Annotated in this window: 23 protein-coding genes and 1 tRNA gene; 9 read left to right on the forward strand and 15 right to left on the reverse strand. The window is 73.1% G+C overall.

The genetic code is table 11. The features are described 5' to 3' along the window. Positions 1-35: 35 nt before the first annotated feature. The 7 genes from ACFVQG_RS11000 to ACFVQG_RS11030 form a co-directional block, all read right to left on the reverse strand. A complete protein-coding gene (locus ACFVQG_RS11000) occupies positions 36-956 on the reverse strand; it encodes an RNA polymerase sigma factor SigF (protein ID WP_383379464.1) in 921 nt (306 codons plus the stop codon). 300 nt (positions 957-1,256) lie between these two features. After that, positions 1,257-2,102 carry an RNA polymerase sigma factor SigF gene (locus ACFVQG_RS11005; RefSeq protein ID WP_383379467.1) on the reverse strand — a complete coding sequence of 282 codons (846 nt, stop codon included), beginning with the start codon at positions 2,100-2,102 and terminating at the stop codon, positions 1,257-1,259. Positions 2,103-2,299: 197 nt separating this feature from the next. Further along, positions 2,300-2,593: a Dabb family protein gene (locus ACFVQG_RS11010; RefSeq protein ID WP_383379470.1), complete on the reverse strand. Its 294-nt coding sequence runs from the start codon at positions 2,591-2,593 to the stop codon at positions 2,300-2,302. Beyond that, complete coding sequence (locus ACFVQG_RS11015; protein WP_383379473.1) at positions 2,590-2,769, reverse strand: hypothetical protein; 180 nt, start codon at positions 2,767-2,769, stop codon at positions 2,590-2,592. The genes ACFVQG_RS11010 and ACFVQG_RS11015 overlap by 4 nt, the downstream gene beginning before the upstream one ends. A 148-nt stretch (positions 2,770-2,917) precedes the next feature. After that, positions 2,918-3,002, reverse strand: a tRNA-Ser gene (locus ACFVQG_RS11020). Positions 3,003-3,085: 83 nt separating this feature from the next. Beyond that, the gene (gene tadA / locus ACFVQG_RS11025) at positions 3,086-3,517 is read right to left on the reverse strand and encodes a tRNA adenosine(34) deaminase TadA (protein WP_383379474.1); all 432 of its coding nucleotides are present in this window, start codon (positions 3,515-3,517) and stop codon (positions 3,086-3,088) included. Positions 3,518-3,567: 50 nt separating this feature from the next. Continuing rightward, entirely contained in the window at positions 3,568-4,095 is a 528-nt protein-coding gene (locus ACFVQG_RS11030) for a hypothetical protein (protein WP_383379786.1), read from the reverse strand. A gap of 773 nt (positions 4,096-4,868) precedes the next feature. On the opposite strand from ACFVQG_RS11030, the gene upp reads away from it, so the two are divergent. After that, on the forward strand, positions 4,869-5,504 hold the full coding sequence (gene upp / locus ACFVQG_RS11035) for a uracil phosphoribosyltransferase (protein WP_383379477.1): 636 nt from the start codon (positions 4,869-4,871) through the stop codon (positions 5,502-5,504). A 279-nt stretch (positions 5,505-5,783) separates the two neighbouring features. On the opposite strand, the gene ACFVQG_RS11040 is transcribed toward upp, so the two are convergent. The 6 genes from ACFVQG_RS11040 to ACFVQG_RS11065 form a co-directional block, all read right to left on the reverse strand. Further along, positions 5,784-6,446 (reverse strand): LytR C-terminal domain-containing protein, encoded by a 663-nt coding sequence (locus tag ACFVQG_RS11040; RefSeq protein ID WP_383379480.1) that lies wholly within the window; start codon positions 6,444-6,446, stop codon positions 5,784-5,786. Between the two features lie 113 nt (positions 6,447-6,559). Then, complete coding sequence (locus ACFVQG_RS11045) at positions 6,560-6,856, reverse strand: type II toxin-antitoxin system VapB family antitoxin (RefSeq protein ID WP_004943146.1); 297 nt, start codon at positions 6,854-6,856, stop codon at positions 6,560-6,562. A 234-nt stretch (positions 6,857-7,090) separates the two neighbouring features. Next, positions 7,091-7,228, reverse strand: coding sequence for a hypothetical protein (locus tag ACFVQG_RS11050; protein ID WP_383379483.1), 138 nt, complete (start codon positions 7,226-7,228; stop codon positions 7,091-7,093). Between the two features lie 92 nt (positions 7,229-7,320). Beyond that, positions 7,321-7,659: a hypothetical protein gene (locus tag ACFVQG_RS11055; protein WP_383379485.1), complete on the reverse strand. Its 339-nt coding sequence runs from the start codon at positions 7,657-7,659 to the stop codon at positions 7,321-7,323. Between the two features lie 73 nt (positions 7,660-7,732). Further along, the gene (locus ACFVQG_RS11060) at positions 7,733-8,410 is read right to left on the reverse strand and encodes an HdeD family acid-resistance protein (protein ID WP_383379488.1); all 678 of its coding nucleotides are present in this window, start codon (positions 8,408-8,410) and stop codon (positions 7,733-7,735) included. A gap of 72 nt (positions 8,411-8,482) precedes the next feature. Then, the gene (locus ACFVQG_RS11065) at positions 8,483-9,073 is read right to left on the reverse strand and encodes an HhH-GPD-type base excision DNA repair protein (protein ID WP_383379491.1); all 591 of its coding nucleotides are present in this window, start codon (positions 9,071-9,073) and stop codon (positions 8,483-8,485) included. A 285-nt stretch (positions 9,074-9,358) separates the two neighbouring features. Between ACFVQG_RS11065 and ACFVQG_RS11070 the strand changes: the two genes are divergently transcribed. The 8 genes from ACFVQG_RS11070 to ACFVQG_RS11105 all read left to right on the forward strand — a co-directional run bounded on the left by ACFVQG_RS11070 (position 9,359) and on the right by ACFVQG_RS11105 (position 18,826). Next, positions 9,359-11,443, forward strand: a complete 2,085-nt coding sequence (locus ACFVQG_RS11070; protein WP_383379493.1) for a penicillin acylase family protein — start codon at positions 9,359-9,361, stop codon at positions 11,441-11,443. Next, positions 11,436-12,068, forward strand: a complete 633-nt coding sequence (locus ACFVQG_RS11075; RefSeq protein WP_383379496.1) for a GNAT family N-acetyltransferase — start codon at positions 11,436-11,438, stop codon at positions 12,066-12,068. Before ACFVQG_RS11070 ends, ACFVQG_RS11075 begins: the two co-directional genes overlap by 8 nt. A gap of 89 nt (positions 12,069-12,157) precedes the next feature. Beyond that, a complete protein-coding gene (locus ACFVQG_RS11080; protein WP_383379789.1) occupies positions 12,158-12,598 on the forward strand; it encodes a cupin domain-containing protein in 441 nt (146 codons plus the stop codon). Next, positions 12,595-13,371: an SDR family NAD(P)-dependent oxidoreductase gene (locus ACFVQG_RS11085; RefSeq protein ID WP_383379499.1), complete on the forward strand. Its 777-nt coding sequence runs from the start codon at positions 12,595-12,597 to the stop codon at positions 13,369-13,371. The genes ACFVQG_RS11080 and ACFVQG_RS11085 overlap by 4 nt, the downstream gene beginning before the upstream one ends. A gap of 159 nt (positions 13,372-13,530) precedes the next feature. Further along, the gene (locus ACFVQG_RS11090) at positions 13,531-15,276 is read left to right on the forward strand and encodes a copper resistance CopC/CopD family protein (RefSeq protein WP_383379792.1); all 1,746 of its coding nucleotides are present in this window, start codon (positions 13,531-13,533) and stop codon (positions 15,274-15,276) included. Positions 15,277-15,390: 114 nt separating this feature from the next. Then, the gene (locus ACFVQG_RS11095; RefSeq protein WP_383379502.1) at positions 15,391-16,686 is read left to right on the forward strand and encodes an MFS transporter; all 1,296 of its coding nucleotides are present in this window, start codon (positions 15,391-15,393) and stop codon (positions 16,684-16,686) included. A 109-nt stretch (positions 16,687-16,795) separates the two neighbouring features. After that, a complete protein-coding gene (locus tag ACFVQG_RS11100) occupies positions 16,796-17,686 on the forward strand; it encodes a universal stress protein (protein WP_383379505.1) in 891 nt (296 codons plus the stop codon). A gap of 264 nt (positions 17,687-17,950) precedes the next feature. Next, positions 17,951-18,826, forward strand: coding sequence for a universal stress protein (locus ACFVQG_RS11105; protein WP_383379794.1), 876 nt, complete (start codon positions 17,951-17,953; stop codon positions 18,824-18,826). Positions 18,827-18,834: 8 nt separating this feature from the next. Here the strand turns inward: ACFVQG_RS11105 and ACFVQG_RS11110 are convergent, their stop codons facing one another. Both ACFVQG_RS11110 and ACFVQG_RS11115 read right to left on the reverse strand, forming a co-directional pair. Next, a complete protein-coding gene (locus ACFVQG_RS11110) occupies positions 18,835-19,737 on the reverse strand; it encodes a phosphorothioated DNA-binding restriction endonuclease (RefSeq protein WP_383379508.1) in 903 nt (300 codons plus the stop codon). Further along, positions 19,724-20,650 carry a hypothetical protein gene (locus ACFVQG_RS11115; RefSeq protein WP_383379511.1) on the reverse strand — a complete coding sequence of 309 codons (927 nt, stop codon included), beginning with the start codon at positions 20,648-20,650 and terminating at the stop codon, positions 19,724-19,726. The genes ACFVQG_RS11110 and ACFVQG_RS11115 overlap by 14 nt, the downstream gene beginning before the upstream one ends. Between the last annotated feature and the right edge of the window lie 64 nt (positions 20,651-20,714).

Below are 20,714 nucleotides of genomic sequence, written 5' to 3' on the forward strand. Positions count from 1 at the left end.
GACGCCCCGTCAATTAGGAAGAGTCGTGCCGGAGGTCAGTCGGAGATGAGCCCTTCCCGCAGCTGGGCCAGGGTCCGGGTGAGCAGCCGGGAGACGTGCATCTGCGAGATGCCGACCTCCTCGCCGATCTGCGACTGGGTCATGTTGGCGAAGAAGCGGAGCATGATGATCCGCCGCTCGCGGGGCGGCAGCTTGGCCAGCAGCGGCTTCAGGGACTCGCGGTACTCCACGCCCTCCAGCGCGCTGTCCTCGTAGCCCAGCCGGTCGGCCAGGGAGCCCTCGCCGCCGTCGTCCTCGGGGGCCGGGGAGTCCAGGGAGGAGGCGGTGTAGGCGTTGCCGACCGCGAGGCCGTCGACGACGTCCTCCTCGGAGACGCCGAGCACGGCGGCCAGCTCGGTGACCGTCGGGGAGCGGTCCAGCTTCTGGGACAGCTCGTCGCTGGCCTTGGTGAGGGCCAGCCGCAGCTCCTGGAGGCGCCGGGGCACCCGCACGGACCAGGACGTGTCCCGGAAGAACCGCTTGATCTCGCCGACGACGGTCGGCATGGCGAAGGTCGGGAACTCGACGCCCCGCTCGCAGTCGAAGCGGTCGATCGCCTTGATCAGGCCGATGGTGCCGACCTGGACGATGTCCTCCATGGGTTCGTTGCGCGAGCGGAAACGGGCCGCCGCGTACCGGACCAGGGGGAGGTTCAGCTCGATCAGGGTGTCCCGGACGTAGGCGCGCTCGGGGCTCGACTCGTCCAGCGCGGCGAGCCGCAGGAACAGGGAGCGGGACAGGGTTCGGGTGTCGATGGCTTCCGAGGTCTCCGGAGCCGGGAGGGCCGGGGCCGGCGCGGCCGGGAGGGCCGGAGCGTCGTGGATGGCGTCGATGGCGTCGAGCGTGTCGAGCGCCTCGGGCGCCGTGTCGCTCTTGCTGAGCGTGAGCACCTTCGAGCTGCCCTGTTCTGCGGACATGCCACCCCCTTTGGGTCGCGGGACGGTCGCGGCGGACGCTCCCGTCGAGGAACGCAGCCTTCACCTGAATACCGGAGCCGGGGCACCGGCAAACGCGCTTCCGGCAGAATGTCACATGTCGGCAACACGCTGTAGTGACATGTCGACATGTAAGACGTGAATCAGCCCTGGAAACAGGGGGTCTGACGGCTTTTTAGCCCGAAACTGTCGGCATCATCGCTGGTGAGCGATTCGCTCGCAACGGTGATGGCTCGCTTCCGCTTTCGGTTGTGCGCCGGTGGAGTTTCGTTGGGTCCTGGCTCACGCGTCGATCCGGTTGGCGGACCGGAGTCGCTGGAAGCTGCGCGCGAGCAGTCGCGAGACATGCATCTGGGAGACGCCGAGTTCCGCACTGATCTGCGACTGGGTGAGATTGCTGTAGTACCGCAGCAACAGAATGCGCTGCTCGCGTTCCGGCAGTTGCACCAGCAGATGCCGGACGAGGTCACGGTGCTCCACGCCGTCCAGCGCGGGGTCCTCGTAGCCGAGCCGGTCCAGCAGCCCGGGCAGTCCGTCGCCCTCCTGGGCGGCCTCCAGGGAGGTGGCGTGGTACGACCGCCCGGCCTCGATGCAGGACAGCACCTCGTCCTCGGTGATCCGCAGCCGCTCGGCGATCTCGGCGGTGGTCGGGGAGCGTCCGAAGGCGGTGGTCAGGTCCTCGGTGGCGCTGTTGACCTGCACCCACAGCTCGTGGAGGCGGCGCGGTACGTGGACGGTGCGGACGTTGTCGCGGAAGTACCGCTTGATCTCGCCGACGACCGTCGGCATGGCGAAGGTCGGGAACTGCACGCCCCGGTCCGGGTCGAAGCGGTCGATGGCGTTGATCAGGCCGATGGTGCCGACCTGGACGACGTCCTCCATCGGCTCGTTGCGGGAGCGGAAGCGGGCGGCGGCGTAGCGGACCAGCGGGAGGTTGGCCTCGATCAGCGCCCCGCGTACCCGGTCGTGCTCCGGCGTGCCCGGCTCCAGCTCCTTGAGCTGGGCGAAGAGCACCTGCGTGAGCGCGCGGGTGTCGGCACCGCGGCTGCGCTGCGGGGTGGCTGCGGCGGCCGGAGCGGGAGCCTCTTCCTGGGGCGGCGCAGTACTGGCCGACACGGTCAACGCCACCTCTTCTTCGGTCGACTCTTCCGTCAACTCATCGGTCAACTCATCCGTCAAAAGCGGTCATAGCATCACAAGACATGTGCACTGTGTGCAAGCACCCCAAAGTGCCGTGTTGGTTACGAGTTTGGACATACACGGGCAGAAAACGCATAAAGGCCCCCCGCCGGGACGGCGGAGGACCTGCGGCTGCGGCCGGTGGCTCAGAACTCGTAGTCGGCGATCACCCAGGTGGCGAACTCACGCCAGAGGGCCACACCCGCCTGGTGCTCGGGGTGCTCGACGTACCGGCCCAGCGCGGCCACGTCGTCGAAGGCGGAGGTGATCGCGAAGTCGTAGGCGATGGGACGGTCGCTGAGGTTCCAGCCCAGTTCCCAGGAGCGGATGTCGGGGATCTTGCCCTCGAGGCCGCGGAAGGCCTCCACGCCCGCGACCACCCGCGGGTCGTCGCGCCCGACGCCCTCGTCGAGCTTGAACAGGACCAGATGGCGGATCATGACTTCCCTCCGTTGGCGACCCAGGTCGCGAAGTCGCCCAGCGCCTTGGCGGCGTCCGATATGCCCTCGAACCCTATCTGGACGTAGTCGGCGGCCTTCTCCGGGTCCGTGATGATCAGATAGAAGACGAAGACCACGAGCACATAGACGGCGATCTTCTTGGCGTTCACCGCCATTGCGCGGCCTCCCCTGTCTCCGCTGTTACTGCTGCTATCGCTGGTGTCTGCTGGTGTCTGCTGGTGCCTGCTGGTGTCCGTCGCGTCACGCGCGAGCGGGGTCATGATCGCACGAAGGGCCCCGTCTTACGACGGGGCCCTTCTTCGGCGGTAGCGGAGGGATTTGAACCCTCGGTGACTTGCGCCACACTCGCTTTCGAGGCGAGCTCCTTCGGCCGCTCGGACACGCTACCGAGGGAGACCCTACCCCAAGGTGGGCCATGGTTTGAAATCCGTTTCCCGGGGTGCGGGGGTGCGCCCCCGGGGCGCGAGGGGCTCAGCGGGCGCGGAAGAAGTCGGTGAGAAGTCCGGCGCACTCCGGGGCGAGTACGCCCTCGATGACCTCGGGGCGATGGTTGAGGCGCCGGTCGCGCAGGACGTCCCAGAGGGAACCCGCGGCACCCGCCTTCTCGTCGCGGGCGCCGTAGACGACGCGGTCCACGCGGGACTGCACGATCGCACCGGCGCACATCGTGCAGGGTTCCAGCGTCACGACGAGCGTGCAGTCGGTCAGCCGCCACTCGCCGAGCCGCGCGGCGGCCCGGCGGATGGCCAGCACCTCCGCGTGGGCGGTCGGGTCGCCGGTGGCCTCGCGTTCGTTGTGCCCGGCCGCGAGCACGGTCGTACCGTCTCCGGACAGGACGACGGCCCCGACGGGGACGTCTCCGCCCCGGACGGCGCGGTGGGCCTCGTCCAGGGCGAGCCGCATGGCAGCCCGCCAGGGATCGCGTACGGGATCGGGCTCGTGGGCGCGCGCGGTCAGCGGACGGTCTCCAGCACCTCCGAGGCGCCCAGTGCCTCGGCGATCTCGGTGAGCGCGTCCTCCGACAACGTCAGCAGTTCCTTCTCGCTGACGCCGAGGTCGTCGAGGATGCCGATGTCCCCGACCGGGCCGTGCGGTACGGCCTCGGCGGAGCCGCCGTCCTCGGCGTCGTCGTCCTCGTCCTCACCGTCCTCGGTGCCGTCGAGGTCGAGGGCGTCGAGGTCGGTCTCGTCGTCTGCGGGTTCCCTGCCGAGCAGTTCGTCGGTCAGCAGGATCTCGCCGTAGCTGCTGCGGGCAGCGGCGGCGGCGTCCGAGACGTAGATACGGGGGTCGTCCTCGCCGTCGACGCGGACGACGCCGAACCAGGCGTCCTCCTGCTCGATCAGGACGAGCACCGTGTCCTCGTCGGGAGAGGCTTCCCGGGCCAGGTCGGCCAGATCCGACAGGGTCTCCACATCGTCGAGCTCTGTGTCGCTCGCTTCCCACCCGTCTTCGGTGCGCGCGAGCAGTGCGGCGAAGTACACCGTGACTCTCCCACTGGTCATAGGCGTGCCGGTTGGGGGTCCCCCCGGCGGAGGTTGCGGGCGGGGAGAGCTGGGCTCCGAGCCCCACCCACTCGGAATCGTGGCAGAAACAAGGCGTTCAGGGGACGTCTTCGGCTCCCTGTGTCCGGTGGTTTTGATCGCACCTTCGCGCATCACTCACCAGCACACTCGTTGCCACCACCTGCGGATCGTACGCGGCTTTGGCCATCGGTCACGCACCCGCACCCGATCTCCGGCGTCCTCTGCCCCTACCAGCGGAACGTCCGCATACGCATCGCGTGCCGCAACCGCGCCGCCTTGACCCGCCGCGGCTGCACCCGCGCCCGCAACTCCCGTGCCTCGGCCAACTCCCGCAGGAACAGGGCCCTGCGGCGGCGTCGGTCGGTGTCGGACTCGGTGTCTGTCCCGGGTGGGGGTGGGACTTCGGGGGCTGTGCGGGTGCCGGGGCCGGTGGCCGCTCGCCCTCGCGCGGTGGTCGCCTTCGTGCGTCGCCCCTCTTGGGCCGTTCCCGTTTCCGGTGCCGCAGGCGGGGTCGGGCCCGTGCCCGGCGTGTCGGGCGGGCGTTCGGCCCTGGCGCCGGGGGCGACGCCACCGTCCGTACGTGTCGCCCGCTTGCGGGAAGTCGTCCGCTCAGGCAGGTCAGGCATAGGCACACCACCCTGGTCGGTTGGGTCCCACCTTCCCCCGGACGGGCGGTTTGGCGCCACCGTCGGCGCGGCGCGCGGGGGTGCGGGCGCGGTTACTGTTAGGGCATGCGTCTCCATGTCGTCGACCACCCCCTGGTCGCCCACAAGCTCACCACGCTGCGCGACCAGCGCACCGACTCCGCGACCTTCCGCCGCCTCGCCGACGAGCTGGTCACCCTGCTCGCCTACGAGGCCACCCGCGACGTCCGCACCGAACAGGTCGACATCACCACGCCGGTCGAGCAGACCACCGGCGTCAAGCTCTCCCACCCGCGCCCGCTGGTCGTGCCGATCCTGCGTGCCGGGCTCGGCATGCTGGACGGCATGGTGCGGCTGCTGCCGACCGCCGAGGTGGGCTTCCTGGGCATGATCCGCAACGAGGAGACGCTCCAGGCCTCCACCTACGCCACCCGGATGCCGGAGGACCTCTCCGGCCGTCAGGTGTACGTGCTCGACCCGATGCTCGCCACCGGCGGCACCCTGGTCGCGGCGATCCAGGAGCTGATCAAGCGCGGCGCGGACGACGTCACGGCGGTGGTCCTGCTGGCCGCCCCCGAGGGCGTCGAGGTCATGGAGCGCGAACTCGCCGGGACCCCCGTCACCGTGGTCACCGCCTCGGTCGACGAGCGCCTCAACGAGCACGGCTACATCGTCCCCGGCCTGGGCGACGCCGGGGACCGGATGTACGGCTCGGCCGAGTAGGTAGTACGACGTGTGCGGCTGAGCCGAGCTGGTACGACCTGTACGGCTCGGCCGGGGAGCGCGGCATGCACGGCCAGGGCCTGTGCGGCTGAGCGCAGGAGCACGGCGGGTGCGGGCTCAGCCGAGCTGGTACGACCTCGCGCGGCATGTGCGTCTGCGCCGAGCTGGTACGACCTCGCGCGGCATGTGCGTCTGAGCTGAGCCGGTCCGACCTCGCGCGGCACGTGCCCCTGAGCCGAGCCGGTACGACCCGCACGGCCCAGCCGAGCAACGCGCCCCTCAGCAGGCCGTCCCCGACGGCTCCGGTCGCGGTGCCGTCAGCTTGGACAGTGCCCGGTCCGCCTCGGTCGTCGTCGCCAGCTTCTTGAAGCCGTCGCCGATGATCAGGTCCAGGGCGGCGCCCTTGCGCGCGGCGGCGGTGCGGCGGTCGGCGGTGGGCAGCTGGGTGCCGAGGACGGGCAGCGCGGTGTCCAGCGCGGCGGCGGGGCCGAGCAGCACACCGGCGCCCTTGACCCGCTTGTCGTACTCCTTGGTGGCGTTGCCCACCTCGCCGATCTTGAAGCCACGTTTCTTCAGCTCGTCCGCGGTCTTCTGGGCAAGACCGGTACGCGTCGTGGCGTTGAGCACGTTGACCGTGATCTGGCGGGGCTTGGGCAGCGCCGCGGCACCCTTCGTGCCGTCCGCCGCCCCCTTCGTCGCGCCCGGCGACGGACTCGCCCCGGCCGGGCAACCGGCCTTCGTCCCGGCCGCCGAGGCCTTGTCGCCGCCCGTGAAGACATCGATGAGCTGGAGCGTGCCCCAGCCGAGCGTGCCCAGCGCGGCGACGGAGGCGACAACGACCAGCACGAGCCTGCCGCGCCGCCGGGGACGCCGCATCCGCGGGTACTTGTCCCCCGTGATCCGGTACTGGCCGCCCATGCCGGGGGGAGTCAGCATGCTCATGGGCGCAGCGTAGTGCGCCGGGGCGGCGATGCCTACTAGATGATCATTCGACGCCGCGCGACCCGTCCGAAAGGACCCGAAAGGGTCAACCGGTCCGGTGTTCCGCGGTGACGTCAGTCGAGTTCGAGCACGCGCGCGTGCAGCACCTGACGCTGCTGGAGGGCCGCCCGGACCGCGCGGTGCAGACCGTCCTCCAGATACAGATCGCCCTGCCACTTCACGACATGCGCGAAGAGGTCGCCGTAGAAGGTGGAGTCCTCGGCGAGGAGGGTCTCCAGGTCGAGCTGCTGCTTGGTCGTCACGAGCTGATCGAGGCGGACCGGGCGCGGCGCGACATCCGCCCACTGCCGGGTGCTTTCCCGGCCGTGGTCGGGGTACGGCCGGCCGTTTCCGATGCGCTTGAAGATCACACGGAAAGCCTACCGGTCCTGACGTTCCGGGCGCAGCCGTGAAGGCGAGTGGGGCTCGCGAAATGACTCCGTAAACCAGTGCAAAGAGGAAACGCGTTCTGAAACGGCAACTCCTTCCGGGCCCCGGGCCCCCTCTCACCGCCGTACCGGCGATATGCACAGCCTGTGGACAGGGGGCCGCGGGTGTGCGGCGGAGACGGCGGTCCCGTCTCCGCCACGCTCACCGGGGCGCCGTCAGCCCCGTTCCCGGCCGCCCTGGGGGGACTGCCGCTCCGGCCGCCGGTCGGCTCGGGCGACGGACTGAGGGGGCCTGTTGCGTACGGCCTCCGCGCGCAGCAGGGCGCGCAGGACCGCGTACGGGTCGCTGGGCATGTGGTGTTCCGTCCTTGCGTTGTCGTCTGGGGGGTGGCTGCGTTCGCGACACGGTTCACGTCCCTGGTCGCGTGACGGGTCGACGGGGCCCGTCAGCAGATCAGCACCACACAGCGCAAGGCGCGCAGCGCATACGGCGGCTGCGGGGGGCCGCCGCCGAGGTGTGCCACCGCGGGGTCGGGCGGGCGTACCGGACGCCGCGGTACGACGGGACGGTGCGCGCCCCTGCCCGGCCCGCGCAGGACCGTGTCGAGCGGGTCGCCCTCGGCGGCGAGGCCACCGGCCCCGCCCGCTCCCTCACCCACCGCCGCCACCGTCACCGACGGCGCCGCCTGCGCCCCGGCGTGCGCCCCCGGTACGCACAGGACCAGCAGCAGCACCAGCACGCGCGGCCAGGCACGACGACGGGCGGGGCGCGGCGGGCGGTTCATGCCCGGACGTCTCCCCGGCGGGGCTGTCGGGACCATCCCGTCACCTCCGAGAAGCACCCGCTCGGCCCATGCCTCACACCTCCCGCGGCACCAGACCCGCCCGCCGCCGGATCCGCAGCCCCGTGACGATCTCGACGACGCCGACCGCGACCAGCCAGCAGCCGCCCACGACGGTGAGCACGGCGACCGACTCGAACGGCGAGACGATGAGCACGACGCCCGCGAGGAGGCTGACGATCCCGAGCAGGAACTGCCAGCCGCGCGCGGGCATCGCCGGGTCCGAGGCGGCGGCCAGGGTCTGGGCGATGCCGCGGAACAGCCAGCCGATGCCGATCCACAGGGCGAGCAGCAGGATCGACTGGAGGGCGCCGCGGAAGCAGAACAGGCCGAGCAGGATGGACAGCACACCGCTGACGAAGGCCAGCACGCGCAGGGCGGTGGTGCGGTGCGTGCCGAACGCGGCGGCGAGTTGGAGCACGCCGCTGACGACGAGGTAGAGGCCGAACAGGATCCCGGCGGCCGTCAGCGAGGCGCCCGGCCAGACCAGGATCAGCACGCCCAGGACCAGGGAGGCGACGCCGGTCAGCAGGACGGCCTGCCAGGCGGCCCGGGAGAGCAGGTGCAGCGGGCCCTCGAAGGGCGGTTCGGGACCGTCGTACGAGGACGGCGCGGTGTGCTGCTCGCGGGTGGCGTGCACGCGGCGGTCGTCGTACTCGGGGCCCCAGGGGGAGCCGCTCGGTGCCTCGGTCATGGTCCATGCTGGGGGCGGACGCGAGCGGCGCGCACGCCGGAGCGGGCCACCTGGCTGACGGGCGGTCCGGGGTTACGCCTTCTTCTTGGCTGCCTTGGCCGCCGCTTTCCTCTCCTGCTTGTGCGCCCGCACCTTCGCCAGCGACTCCGGTCCGGTGATGTCCGCGACGGAGCGGAAGCTGCCCGGTGCCCCGTAGTCGCCCGCGGCGTCCTGCCACGCCTTGGGGCGTACGCCGAGCTGCTTGCCGAGCAGGGCGAGGAAGATCTGCGCCTTCTGCTGGCCGAAGCCGGGCAGTTCCTGGAGCCGCCTGAGCAGTTCGGGGCCGCTGCCGACGTCCGCCCAGACGGCGCTCGCGTCACCGTCGTAGTGCTCGACGAGGTACTGGCACAGCCGCTGGATGCGCTGGGCCATCGAGCCGGGGTAGCGGTGCACGGCGGGCTTCTCGGAGAGCAGCGCGGCGAAGGCCCCGGGGTCGTACGCGGCGATCTCGTGGGCGTCCAGGTCGTCCGTGCCGAGGCGCCCGGCGATGGTCGCGGGTCCCTTGAACGCCCACTCCATCGGGACCTGCTGGTCCAGCAGCATCCCGATCAGCGCGGCGAGCGGACTGCGCCCGAGGAGCGCGTCGGCCTCGGGATCCTGGGCGAGGTGCAGGGTGACGTCCATGGACCGATGATCCCGCCCCGCGGGGCGGACCGCGCGTCGCGGGGGTGCGGGCGGCGGGTCCGTAACGCCGGTCGGGACGATGGGGCGAGGGCTCCGGCTGGGGATGCTGGAAGCCGGTGGTGCCCCGCGCCGTCGCCCCGACCGGCGATCCGGAGTCGCCGGGCCTCGCCGCCCGCGCCCGGTCAAGGGGGGTGCCCCTGCCGCGGGGTGCCCTTTCACCGCTCGCGTACGATTCCCTCACATATGCTTAGGTAAGCCTAACCTAAAGGAAGGCGGGGTCACAGGGTGACGGCCGAGATCTACCGGGATGCCTGGGGCATCCCCCACCTGCGCGCCTCCGACGCGACCGCGCTCGCCCGCGCCCAGGGCCGTGTCACCGCCCTCGACCGCGCCTGGCAACTGGAGGTCGAGCGCCACCGCGTCCAGGGCACCTCGGCGTCCTTCCTCGGCCCCGACTCCCTCGCCTGGGACGTGTTCGTCCGCCGCGCCCGCCTCGACGACACCGCCAGACGCTGCTTCGGCTCGCTGGAGGAGCGGGACCCGGAGACCGCCGACTGGGTGCGCGCCTACGTCGACGGGGTGAACGACAACCTCGCCGAAGGGGCCCGCCGCACCCCCGAGTTCGAGCGCACCGGCCTCACCCCCGGCCGCTGGGAGCCCTGGACCCCGCTCGGCGTCTGGCTCTCCACCCACATCCTCTTCGCGGGCTTCCCCGCCAAGCTCTGGCGGGACCAGGTCGTACGGCACCTGGGGCCCGACGCGGTCGCCCTGTTCGCCACCGACGGCCCCGGCACCTCCGGCAGCAACGGCTGGCTCGTCTCCGGTGAACGCACCGTCACCGGGCACGCGCTCATCGCGGGCGACCCGCACCGGTTCATCGAGGACCCCGGCGTCTACCAGCAGATCCACCTCTCCTGCCCGGAGTTCGACGTCGTGGGCCTCGCCGTCCCCGGCATCCCCGGCGTCGCCCACTTCGGCCACACCGGCACGGTCGCGTGGGCCATCACCAACGCCATGGCGGACTACCAGGACCTCTACGAGGAGCGGTTGCGGCGCACCGGCGCCGGGGTCGAGGCGCTGGGGCCGGACGGGGAGTGGCGACGGGCGGAACGCTTCACCGAGACGGTCGAGGTGGCGGGGGAGGCCGCACGCGCGCGCGTGGAGGTCGAGGTCATCGAGACCGACCGCGGCCCCGTCATCGCGGGCGGCCCCGAGGGCCTCGACGACGGCACCCCCCTCGCCCTCAGCCTGCGCTACCCGCCCCGCGTCACCGAAGACCTCGGCTTCAGCGCCCTGCTGCCGCTGCTGCGCGCCCGCACGGTGGCCGACGTCGACCGGGCCTTCGACCGCTGGGCCGAGCCGGTGAACGTCGTGCAGGCCGCCGACACCGACGGCGGCACCCTGCACCGGGTCGCGGGCCGGGTGCCGGTCCGCGCCGAGCGGGGCAGGGTCCGTACGGTGCCCGCGTGGGAGGCGGGACACGACTGGCGGGGCTGGCACGAGCCGCCCCGCGCGGGTCTCACCGACGGCGTGGCGGTGATGGCCAACCAGCGCGCCCTCGCGACCCCGCTCGGCGTCGAGTTCTCCGCCCCGCACCGCGCCCGCCGCATCGCCGCCCTGCTCGCCGAGAAGGAGCGCTGGTCGGCCGCCGACATGCCCGCCGTCCACATGGACACCCACCTCGGCTCGGCCGCCGCCCTGCTCGACCTGATGACCGGCCTGGACGGCCTCACGCGCGAGGCGACGGCACTGCGCGACCGGCTGCTGCGCTGGGACCGCCGGATGGCGTCCGACAGCGAGGACGCGGCGGCCTTCGCGGCGGTGCGCGGCGCGGTCGTACGCCGCCTCGCCGCCGAGCCCGCCTTCGCCGCGCTCACCGAACCACCCGCCTACCCGGAGGTCCTCCTCCCCTGGCTGGCCCTGGTCCCGCGCATCGGCTACGCCCTCGAGAACCTGCTGCGGGCCGAGGAGTTGTACGGCATCGACCGCCCGGCCGTGGTCCGCGCGGCGGTCGAGGAGGTGGCCGGGGCCGGGCAGGCGCCCGCCCGCTGGGGCGACACCCACCGCCTGGTCCCCTGGCGGGCCCTCCCCGGCGCCCCGTACGACGAACCCGGCCTCTCCGGCGACCACGACTGCGTGCTGTGCACCTCGCCCGTGCCCGGCCTCACCGACCTCGCGGCGCGCGGCCCGGCCGCCCGCTACGTGTGGGACCTGGCCCGCCGGGAGGACAGCCGGTGGGTGGTGCCGTTCGGCGCGTCCGGCGTCCCCGGCTCGTCCCACCACCGCGACCAGCTCCCCCTGTGGCTCGCGGGCGAACTCGCCCCGGTCGTCACCGACTGGAACCAGCTCACCAAGGAGACCGATGTCTGACCTGTCCCACCCGTCCGGCCTCGAAGCGCCCCGCAGCCGCGAGCCCGTCCACGAGCTGTACGTCGACGGGTTCGGCGCCGTCCGCGTCCTGCCCGTCGACGCGCACGCGGACGCCGGACTCCTGCACTCCTGGGTGAGCGAGGAACGGGCGTCCTTCTGGGGCATGAACGGCCTCACGCGCGAGCAGGTCGCCGAGATCTACGCCCATATGGAGACCCTCGACACCCACCACGCCTTCCTCCTCCTCAAGGAGGACGAGCCGGTCGCCCTTCTCCAGACCTACGAGCCCGACGCCGACCGGGTCAGCGAGTGCTACCGGGTGGAACCCGGGGACATAGGGGTCCATCTGCTCCTCGCCCCCGCCGACCCGGGCACGGCACGCGCGGGCTGGACGACGGCCCTGGTGCGCGCCGTCACCTCGTACGCCCTGCTGGCCCTCGACCAGCGCCGGATCGTGGTCGACCCGGACGTGCGCAACGACAAGGCGATCGCCCGCTTCTTGCGGGAGGGCTTCGTCGCGGGCCCGAAGGTGGTCCTGCCGGAGATAGACCTCCCGGACGTGTACCTCCCCGAGAAGCACGCCCAACTCGCGTTCCTCACGCGCGAGGCGGTCTTCCCCGGCTGACCCGGGGATAGCCTTCCGGGGTGACCCGAGATGCCCGAGACCGGCCTGGCAAGGACACCACCCCGGAAGCCCTCGTCGCGCATTACGGCATGGAGCCGATCCCGCGCGAGGGCGGCCTGTTCCGGCAGACGTGGGCGGGCCCCGACCGCCCGGACGGCCGCCCGGAGGGCACCGCGATCGTCGCCCTGCTGACCCGCGACGACTACTCGGCCCTGCACCGCCTGCCCACCGACGAGATCTGGCACTTCTACCTCGGCGACCCCCTGGAACTCCTCCTCCTCGCCCCCGACGGCACCACCCGTACCGCCCTCCTCGGCCCGGACGTCCCGCGCGGCCAGCACCCCCAGCTCACCGTCCCCGCGGGCACCTGGATGGGCGGCCGGGTCGCCGGGGACGGCGCCTGGGCCTTCTTCGGCTGCACGATGGCCCCCGGCTTCAGCTACGACACCTACGAGCACGGTGACGCGACGGAACTGACGGCCCGCTACCCGTCCGAGGCCGCGCGGATCGTGGCACTGTGCCGTCCATGAGCTTGTTGCTACGGGGCCAGGTGGCCCTGGTCACGGGAGCGGGCGGCGGCATCGGCCGGGGCATCGCGCTGCGGTTCGCCGGACAGGGCGCGGCGGTCGCCCTGCACTGCCGTACGGCGGTGGCGGCGGCGCGCGAAGTGGCGTCCCGTATCGGGGACTCGGGCGGCAGGGCCGTCGTCCTTGAGGCGGACCTGAGGGAGGAGTCGGCCTGCCACCAGCTCGTCCGGGAGGCCGCCGAGTGGGCCGAGGGCGCCGGGGGCCGTCTGACCGCCCTGGTCAACAACGCGGGCGTGCAGCCGGTCCAGCAACTCCCCGGCATGACGGCGCGGGAGTGGCGGGCGGTGGTGGACACCAACCTGACGAGCGTGTTCGCGTGCACGCAGGCCGCGGCGGAGGTCATGCGGGAGGCGGGCGGCCCGGGCTCCGTCACGCACATCGCCTCCATCGAGGCCACGCATCCCGCGCCGCACCACTCCCACTACTCCGCCTCCAAGGCCGCGATCGTGATGCACGCGCGCGGGGCGGCGCTGGAGTACGGCCCGTACGGCATCCGCGTCAACACCGTCTCGCCCGGCCTCGTCGACCGGGAGGGGCTGTCGGAGGACTGGCCGGAGGGCGTGGAGCGCTGGCAGCGGGCGGTACCGCTCGGCCGACTCGGCCGCCCGGAGGACGTCGCCGACGCCTGCGTCTTCCTGGCCTCCCCGCTGGCGTCGTGGGTGACGGGGCACGACCTGGTGGTGGACGGCGGGGTGACGGCGCGGCCGACCTGGTGAGCGTTCGGCCCTTCGCATCCGTACCTGTCCGGGGGGGGCAGTCCGGAAGGCCGGAAGGCGCGATGCGACGGAGACGAAGTGGTGGACGATGGCGACCGAGAGCGGGGAACCCTCGGCGGGTGGCGGGCCCCGCGACGACCCGCCAGGCTCCGGCAACTGGTGCTGCTGGTCGCCCTGCTGGGCCTGCTCGTCCCCGGCTTCCTCCTCTCCGGCGCCGCCCCCGCCTCCGCCCACGCCGCCCTCAGTGACACCGGCCCCCGCGACGGCACCGTCCTCAGGTCGGCCCCGCGCCACCTCGACCTGACGTTCACGGAGTCCGTCGGCCTGCTGGACGGCTCGGTCCGGATGCTCGACCCGGACGGCAGCCGCGTACGGCTGGCGGAACCGAGCCACGGGCCGGGCGGCGCGCGGACCGTCCGCGTCGACCTGCCGCGCGGGCTGGGCAAGGGCACGTACACCGTGGCCTGGCGGGTGGTGTCGGCCGACAGTCACCCGGTGTCGGGGGCGTTCACCTTCTCGGTGGGTGAGCGCACGCCGGTGGTGGCCGCGCCGGACACCGGCCCGGCGGAGGACCCGGCCACCAAGAGCCTGCACAACATCGCCCGCTATCTCGCCTACCTCGCCGTGGCCCTGCTGATCGGCGCCGCCGCCTTCGTCGCGGTCTGCCGCCCGCCCGACCCCGCCCCGCTGCGGGCGCCCCTGCGCCTGGCCTGGGGGACCCTGCTCGCGGCGACCCTGGCGCTGCTGGCGCTGCGCGCCCCGTACGAGGCGGGTACCGGCCCGTCGACGGCCTTCGACGCGTCGGCCCTCACCCACACCCTGACCAGCCGCCCGGGCCTGGCCCTGCTGGTCCGCCTGGCCCTCCTGGCCCCGGCCGGGTTCGTCCTCGCCCGCCTCCTGCGCGGCTCCCGCTCCCGCGTCACCTTCGGCACGGGCGCCGCCGTGGCCGTCGCCCTGCCCCTCACCTGGGCCGCGGCCGAACACGCGTCCGCCGGTATCCAGGTCCCGGTGGCGGTCGCCTCCCACGCCCTGCACCTGCTGGCTGCGGCGGTCTGGCTGGGCGGCCTCGTCGCCGTGTACCGCACCCACGTCCCGCCGTCCTCCGCCGCCCGCTTCTCGCGGGTGGCGTTCACCTCCGTGACGGTCCTGGTGGTCACCGGCACCTACCAGTCCTGGCGGGGGCTCGGCCCCCTCGACGCCCTCACCTCCACCTCGTACGGCCGTCTGCTGCTCGCCAAGCTGGGCGCGGTCGCGCTGTTGCTGACGGTGGCGTGGGCGTCGCGCCGCTGGACCCGGCGACTGGTGGCGGTGGGGGCGGCCGTCCCGGCCCGGGAGCGCGTCCCGGCGATGGCGGGCGGGCCCGCGGAAGTGCCGGAAGCGGCCGACGAGCAGCCGCCGCCCCCGGCGCCGTACCGCCGCGCGCTGCGCCGCTCGGTCCTGGCCGAGGCGGGGATCGGCGTGGTCGTGCTGGTCCTGACGACGGTGCTCACCAGCACCCTCCCCGGCCGCGCCGCCGCCGAGGCCGCCGCGGCGGGCAACGACACCGCCCCCGCCGGACAGCCGCGCGCGGCGGTCACGACGGTCCCCTTCGACCTGGGGACGACCGGCGGCCGGGGCACGGTCCAGATCAGTCTCGACCCGGCCCGGGTGGGCGAGAACAGCGTCCAGGCGGTCGTCTTCGGCCCCGACGGCGGCCTCTCCACGGTCCCCGAACTCCGGCTCTCCTTCACCCTCCCCGCCCAGGACATCGGCCCCCTCACCGCCGACCTGACCGACCGGGGCGGCTACTGGGCCACCGACTCCCTCAACCTGCCGGTCGCGGGGGACTGGACGATGAAGGTGACGGTCCGGACGACGGACGTGGACCAGGTGACGGAGCCGACGCGGGTGCGGGTCTGGGGATAGGCCTGTCGGGCACGGGGCTGGTCCTCGCGATCACCAGCTCCTACGATATTCCGACGAAACTTGGAATATGGGCGGTGTCCTGCCCTCGGAGACCCAAGAGAGCAGGCAGGCCCCGTGACCAGCGCCGCCCCCGCCCCCACCGGCATACAGGACGAGGACCCGGACCCCGCCGCCGCGCAGCGCCGCGTCCTGCGGGTGCTGGTCGCCGCCCAGGTGCTCAGCGGCGCCGGGCTGGCCGCCGGGATCACGATCGGCGGGCTGCTCGCGCAGGACATGCTCGGCTCCACCGGTCTCGCCGGACTGCCGAGCGCCCTGTTCACCGCGGGGTCGGCGCTCGCCGCCGTCACCGTCGGCCGGATCTCCCAGACCAGGGGGCGGCGCCCCGGTCTGGCCGCCGGTTACCTCACCGGGGCGGTGGGCAGCGCGGGCGTGATCGTCGCCGCCGTGCTCGACAACCCGGTCCTGCTGTTCGTCGCCCTGTTCGTGTACGGCGCCGGGAGCGCCACCAACCTCCAGGCCCGGTACGCCGGAGCCGACCTCGCCACCCCCGACCGACGCGCCCGCGCGGTCTCCACGGTGCTGGTCGCCACCACCCTCGGCGGCGTCGCCGGTCCCAACCTCGCCGCGCCGACCGGCACCTTCGCCGAGACGTTCGGCATCCCGCACCTGGCCGGACCGTTCCTCCTCTCCGGCGCCGCCTACGCGCTCGCCGCGCTCGTGCTGGCCGTCCGGCTGCGCCCCGACCCGTTGCTGCTGGCCAGGAGCCTGGCCGCCGACGCCGTACGACGGGAGCCCGTCGAGGAGAAGGCCGCGGCCGAGCCGCGCGGTGGGGTCGTACTCGGCGCGCTGGTCATGATCCTCACCCAGCTCGTGATGGTCGCCGTCATGACGATGACGCCCATCCACATGCACGACCACGGCCATGGCACCGCCGCCTCGGGCCTGGTCATCGCCGTCCACATCGGCGCGATGTACCTGCCCTCCCCGCTGACCGGCTGGCTGGTGGACCTCCCCCACGCTCGGCTGCGCTCGCGCGGGGGGACCCCCATCGGCCGTCTGACCCTCGCGGCGGCCTCCGGCGTCACCCTGCTCGCCGCGGGCGTCGTCGCGGCAGCCGCCCCCGCGGACTCCGTCGCCCTGCTCGCCCTCGCGCTGGCCCTGCTCGGGCTGGGCTGGAACTTCGGCCTGGTCTCCGGTACGGCGATCATCACCGACACCGTGCCGCTGGCCACCCGGGCCCGGACCCAGGGCCTGGTCGACGTCTCCATAGCCATCGCGGGCGCGACCGGCGGCATGGCCTCCGGGATCGTCGTCGCCGCGGCGAGCTATCCGGTCCTGGCACTGACCGGCGGCGTGCTGGCCCTGGCGATCCTGCCCGCCGTGGCCGTCACGGCGACCGCCCGCCGCTGAGTGCCGGTCGGCCCCGGGCCCCGGCGCCACCCGGCCCTATGGGGAGGGGGCCCGTCGGCGGTGTGCTGGAGACGACAGCGAGTACGTACGTCCGGACGTGGGAGGCACGATGAGCGGTCTGGTGGTCGTCGGTGTGGACGGATCGGAGTCGAGCCTCGCCGCGGTGGAGACGGCGGCGCGGGAGGCACGCGCGCGTGGGGCGTCGCTACGGGTGGTGCACGCCTTCATCTGGCCCGCGCTGCCGGTGCCGTTGGGGCCGTCGCCGGTGGGCCCGAGCGAGGGCGGCCTGCGGCGACTGGCCGAGAACCTGCTGACCAAGGCGGTGGAACGGGCCCGCGCGACCGCACCGGACGTGCGGGTCGACAGGGCCCTGGTAACCGGTGAGGCGCTGACCGTGCTGCGGACCGAGTCGCGCACCGCGGAACTGGTGGTGGTCGGGTCCCGGGGGATGGGCGGCTTCGTGGGCCTGCTCGTCGGGTCCACGGCGGTGCACCTGGCGGCACACGGGCTCTGCCCGGTCCTGGTGGTGCGCGAACAGCCCGCCACCGTGGACGGCGGCCCGGTCGTCGTCGGCGTCGACGGCTCACCCGTGGGCGCCCGGGCCGTGGACTTCGCCTTCGCCGAGGCCGAACTGCGCAAGGCCCCGCTGGTCGCGCTGCACGCCTGGACCACGTGGAACGCCCCGCTGCCCGCCCCGCGCGACCCGTCGCTGCCGTACGCGAACCCGCCGGGCGAACTGGCCGCCGAGGAGGAGCGCCTGCTGCACGAGTCGATCGCGGGACGTCAGGAGAGGTACCCGGGTGTGGTGGTCGAACACAAGGTGGTGCACGGTGGAACGCGGGAAGCCCTGATAGAGGCGAGCCGTTCCGCCCAGTTGCTGGTGGTCGGCTCCCGGGGCCGCGGCGGCTTCACGGGCCTGCTGCTCGGCTCCGTCAGCCAGGCCGTACTGCACCACGCCCACTGCCCGGTCGCGGTGGTGCGGGGGGCGGGGGCGGCGTGAGAGCGACCTACAAGTGCCGACGTACAGGTGACGACGTACGGACGGCGATGGCGACGGCGTACGGGCGACGGCGGTGACGGCGTACAGGTGACGGCTACAGGCGATGGACGTACGGGCGACGGACGTACGGGCGACGGACGTACGGGCGACGGACGTACGGGCGACGGTTACGGCGGCGGACGGACGGACGGTGTCCAGCGGTGTCCCAGGACGGGAGTGTGAGCGGTGAGTGATCCGGTGCTCGACCCAGCGGCGGCGAGGGCGGTGATCGTGGGTGTGGACGGTTCCGCTTCCAGCCTGCACGCGGTCGAGGTCGCGGCGTACGAGGCGTACCTGCGGGGCGTGCCCCTGCGGATCGTGCACGCCTTCGGCCACCCGACCGGGCGTCTGCCGACCGGTGCGCCCCCTTGGCACCCCGGTGACCAGGGCCTGGAGTCGATGGCCCACGGCACCCTGGCCCGCGCCGAGGAACGGGCGCGCAAGGCCGCGCCGGGCCTGGTGATCCACCGTTCCGTGGTGCCGGGCGACGCCTTCGAGGTGCTGGACGCCGAGGCGCGTTCGGCGTCGCTGGCGGTGGTCGGCAGCCGTGGCCTGGGCGGTTTCGCCGGGCTGCTGCTGGGTTCGACGGCGGTGCATCTGGCCGCGCACGGCACCTGTCCGCTGATGGTGGTGCGGGGCCGTCCCGACCCGGTCGGCGCGGTGGTGCTGGCGGTGGACGGTTCGGAGGCCGGGGAGGCGGCGGTGCGGTTCGCGTTCAGCGAGGCGGAACTGCGCAACGCCCCGCTGGTCGCCGTACACGTCTGGAACACCTGGAGCGAACGCGCGTACGAAGGTCCGGGCGACCCCCTGAACGCCATGGTGGTCGACGCCGATCACCTCCGTGAGTCCGAGCAGCATCTGCTGGACGACACGGTGTCCAAGTGGCAGAAGGAGTTCCCCCAGGTCACCGTGGAACGCCAACTGGTCCGTTCCCGGATCCGCCCCGCCCTCATCGAGGCCAGCCGGTCCGCCCAGCTGCTGGTGACCGGCGCGCGCGGGCGCGGCGGCTTCACGGGCCTGTTCCTGGGCTCGGTGAGCCAGGCGCTGCTGCACCACGCGGAGTGCCCGGTGGTGGTGGTCAGGGGACCGGCGACGCCCTGACGACGCCGCTACGGCGACGCGGTGGCGGCGACGCGTGGACTGCCGCGGAACACCTGGCTGGTGTGCCAGGACCGGTGGACTTCGGCGACCCGGTCGGCCCCCGGCTGCGGCCCGATGAGCGGGCGCCCGGCGAGCGCGACGACATGCTCGCGGGCGGCGGCGCTCCGGCCGACGAACCGCTGCGAGACGAGGATGCGGTGGCGTTCGCCGACGCCGAGCACGCCCTTGTCGAACAGCTTGTGGTGCAGGGCGCACAGGCACAGCCCGTTGTCGAGGTCGTCGGGTCCGTCGAAGGCCCACCACCGCACATGGGCGGCCTCCAGCCCGACCGGTACGGCACCGAGCATGCCGTCGTAACCGCAGAAGGCGCACTGGTACTCGTAGGCGGTCAGCACCTTCTCCCGCATCGCGGGGTCCCTGCGCCCGCGCAGGGCGGCGGCGAACGGCCCGGCCTCCGCGGGCTCCAGCTCCAGCCCGACCGCATCGCTCAACTCGCCGTGCAGCGAGGGCGGGAAGTGCAGGTCGAGCAGCACGCGTGCCATCCGCCCGATCAGCTCGGGCTCACGCCGCAGGGCCGCCCGCAGTTCGGGCGCGAGCCGCCCCACGGCCCCGGACGACCGCAACTCCCGCACCCCACTGCCCGGGCTGCCGGACCCGCGATCCGTCCGCACCTCCCACACTCCGTCGCTCACCAGGTGGTGAAAGGGATAGGCGGGCGTGGTCTTCGTGGACGGCCCGTACTCGACGAGCAGCCGCTGGAGGTCCTCCTCCACGGCGCTGTACCGCAGCTCACCGTCGGCGTCCCGCTGGAACCGCCCCAGGGCGTACAGCAGCAGCAACGGCTTGTGCGGGGCCCGCGTCCCGTTCCGGCTCCACTGCCTCAGCTTCCCGACCCGCTCAAGCCAGTCCATGACCGGCGATCGTAGGCGGTGAGCTGTCCTCCACGAACACCTTCAACGACCCCCGGTGCTCCTCGGCCCGCGCGACCGCCGTACCGCCCAGCTCCTCCACCCGTCGCAGCGTACGGTCGAAGAAGTCCCGCCCCGAGGGCACGAGGACGGACAGCTCCAGATCCTCGTACCAGGCCCGGAGTTTCCCGTTCCGCGCCCGCAGGGTGACGGCGAACTCCTTGTCCCCGGTCCGCCGCAGCAGCTCCGCGTGCGCGCCTTCGCCGTACGACGTCCAGTGCCCGACGAACGGCAGGATCAACTCCGGCCGCACGGTGCGCGCGTAGGCGATGACCATGCGCTGGAGATCCTCCCACCAGGGCAGCCGAAGCCGGAGGGAGGAGAGCGAGTAGGCCTGCCGCACCCCGACGACGAGAACACCCCCGTCGTCCTCGTCCTCGTCGTCGTCCTCGTCCTCGATGTCGATGTCGGCTTGGTCGACCTCGACCAACGCATGACACCCGACGGGCCGTTCGGCGACGGCGGCCAGGGTGCGCAGGGGCGCCCCGAGCGACACGAGCTGCCGTTCGTACATGTAGCCCATGTGCCGCTCGTGATCCGTCCCTCCCATGGACACGGGGGCGGCCACGCTGATCGCGCCGGGGTTGTGGTCGTTGTCCGGCCGCGGCACGAGCTGTACGACCACCGGCAACACCATCTGCTTCCGCGACCGCCCTGCCACCTTGGCCCGGAGGACGCCCTTCTCCCACCCCTCCACCGCACTCCCCCGCACGAACGCCCGGTACACGTCCCGCGCGTCATCCCAGAGGCCGACGCCGTGCGAGTACTCGGGGTCGTGCGCGGGGATGAGCAGCATGCCGCTGCGGGGGTCTTCGGCTATCTCGGCCACGGTGGATGCAGGCGGTTTCGGGTTCACTTGCGGCGTTGTCCTGTCGTGCTCGTCTCGGACTTGTGATCGTCCTGGACCGTGATCGTCACCG

Origin of the sequence: Streptomyces sp. NPDC057877 (genome assembly GCF_042796855.1) — a bacterium.
Lineage (GTDB): Bacteria > Actinomycetota > Actinomycetes > Streptomycetales > Streptomycetaceae > Streptomyces.

What these genes read in the sequence shown, in the direction of transcription:
- ACFVQG_RS11080 (WP_383379789.1), top strand. Translation starts at nt 12,158, where the DNA reads ATGGAGCCGATCCCGCGCGAGGGCGGCCTGTTCCGGCAGACGTGGGCG.
- ACFVQG_RS11055 (WP_383379485.1), bottom strand. Translation starts at nt 7,659, where the DNA reads ATGAACCGCCCGCCGCGCCCCGCCCGTCGTCGTGCCTGGCCGCGCGTG.
- ACFVQG_RS11015 (WP_383379473.1), bottom strand. Translation starts at nt 2,769, where the DNA reads ATGGCGGTGAACGCCAAGAAGATCGCCGTCTATGTGCTCGTGGTCTTC.
- ACFVQG_RS11000 (WP_383379464.1), bottom strand. Translation starts at nt 956, where the DNA reads ATGTCCGCAGAACAGGGCAGCTCGAAGGTGCTCACGCTCAGCAAGAGC.
- ACFVQG_RS11110 (WP_383379508.1), bottom strand. Translation starts at nt 19,737, where the DNA reads ATGGACTGGCTTGAGCGGGTCGGGAAGCTGAGGCAGTGGAGCCGGAAC.
- ACFVQG_RS11010 (WP_383379470.1), bottom strand. Translation starts at nt 2,593, where the DNA reads ATGATCCGCCATCTGGTCCTGTTCAAGCTCGACGAGGGCGTCGGGCGC.
- ACFVQG_RS11075 (WP_383379496.1), top strand. Translation starts at nt 11,436, where the DNA reads ATGTCTGACCTGTCCCACCCGTCCGGCCTCGAAGCGCCCCGCAGCCGC.
- ACFVQG_RS11060 (WP_383379488.1), bottom strand. Translation starts at nt 8,410, where the DNA reads ATGACCGAGGCACCGAGCGGCTCCCCCTGGGGCCCCGAGTACGACGAC.
- ACFVQG_RS11085 (WP_383379499.1), top strand. Translation starts at nt 12,595, where the DNA reads ATGAGCTTGTTGCTACGGGGCCAGGTGGCCCTGGTCACGGGAGCGGGC.
- tadA (WP_383379474.1), bottom strand. Translation starts at nt 3,517, where the DNA reads ATGCGGCTCGCCCTGGACGAGGCCCACCGCGCCGTCCGGGGCGGAGAC.
- ACFVQG_RS11065 (WP_383379491.1), bottom strand. Translation starts at nt 9,073, where the DNA reads ATGGACGTCACCCTGCACCTCGCCCAGGATCCCGAGGCCGACGCGCTC.
- ACFVQG_RS11050 (WP_383379483.1), bottom strand. Translation starts at nt 7,228, where the DNA reads ATGCCCAGCGACCCGTACGCGGTCCTGCGCGCCCTGCTGCGCGCGGAG.
- ACFVQG_RS11040 (WP_383379480.1), bottom strand. Translation starts at nt 6,446, where the DNA reads ATGAGCATGCTGACTCCCCCCGGCATGGGCGGCCAGTACCGGATCACG.
- ACFVQG_RS11100 (WP_383379505.1), top strand. Translation starts at nt 16,796, where the DNA reads ATGAGCGGTCTGGTGGTCGTCGGTGTGGACGGATCGGAGTCGAGCCTC.
- upp (WP_383379477.1), top strand. Translation starts at nt 4,869, where the DNA reads ATGCGTCTCCATGTCGTCGACCACCCCCTGGTCGCCCACAAGCTCACC.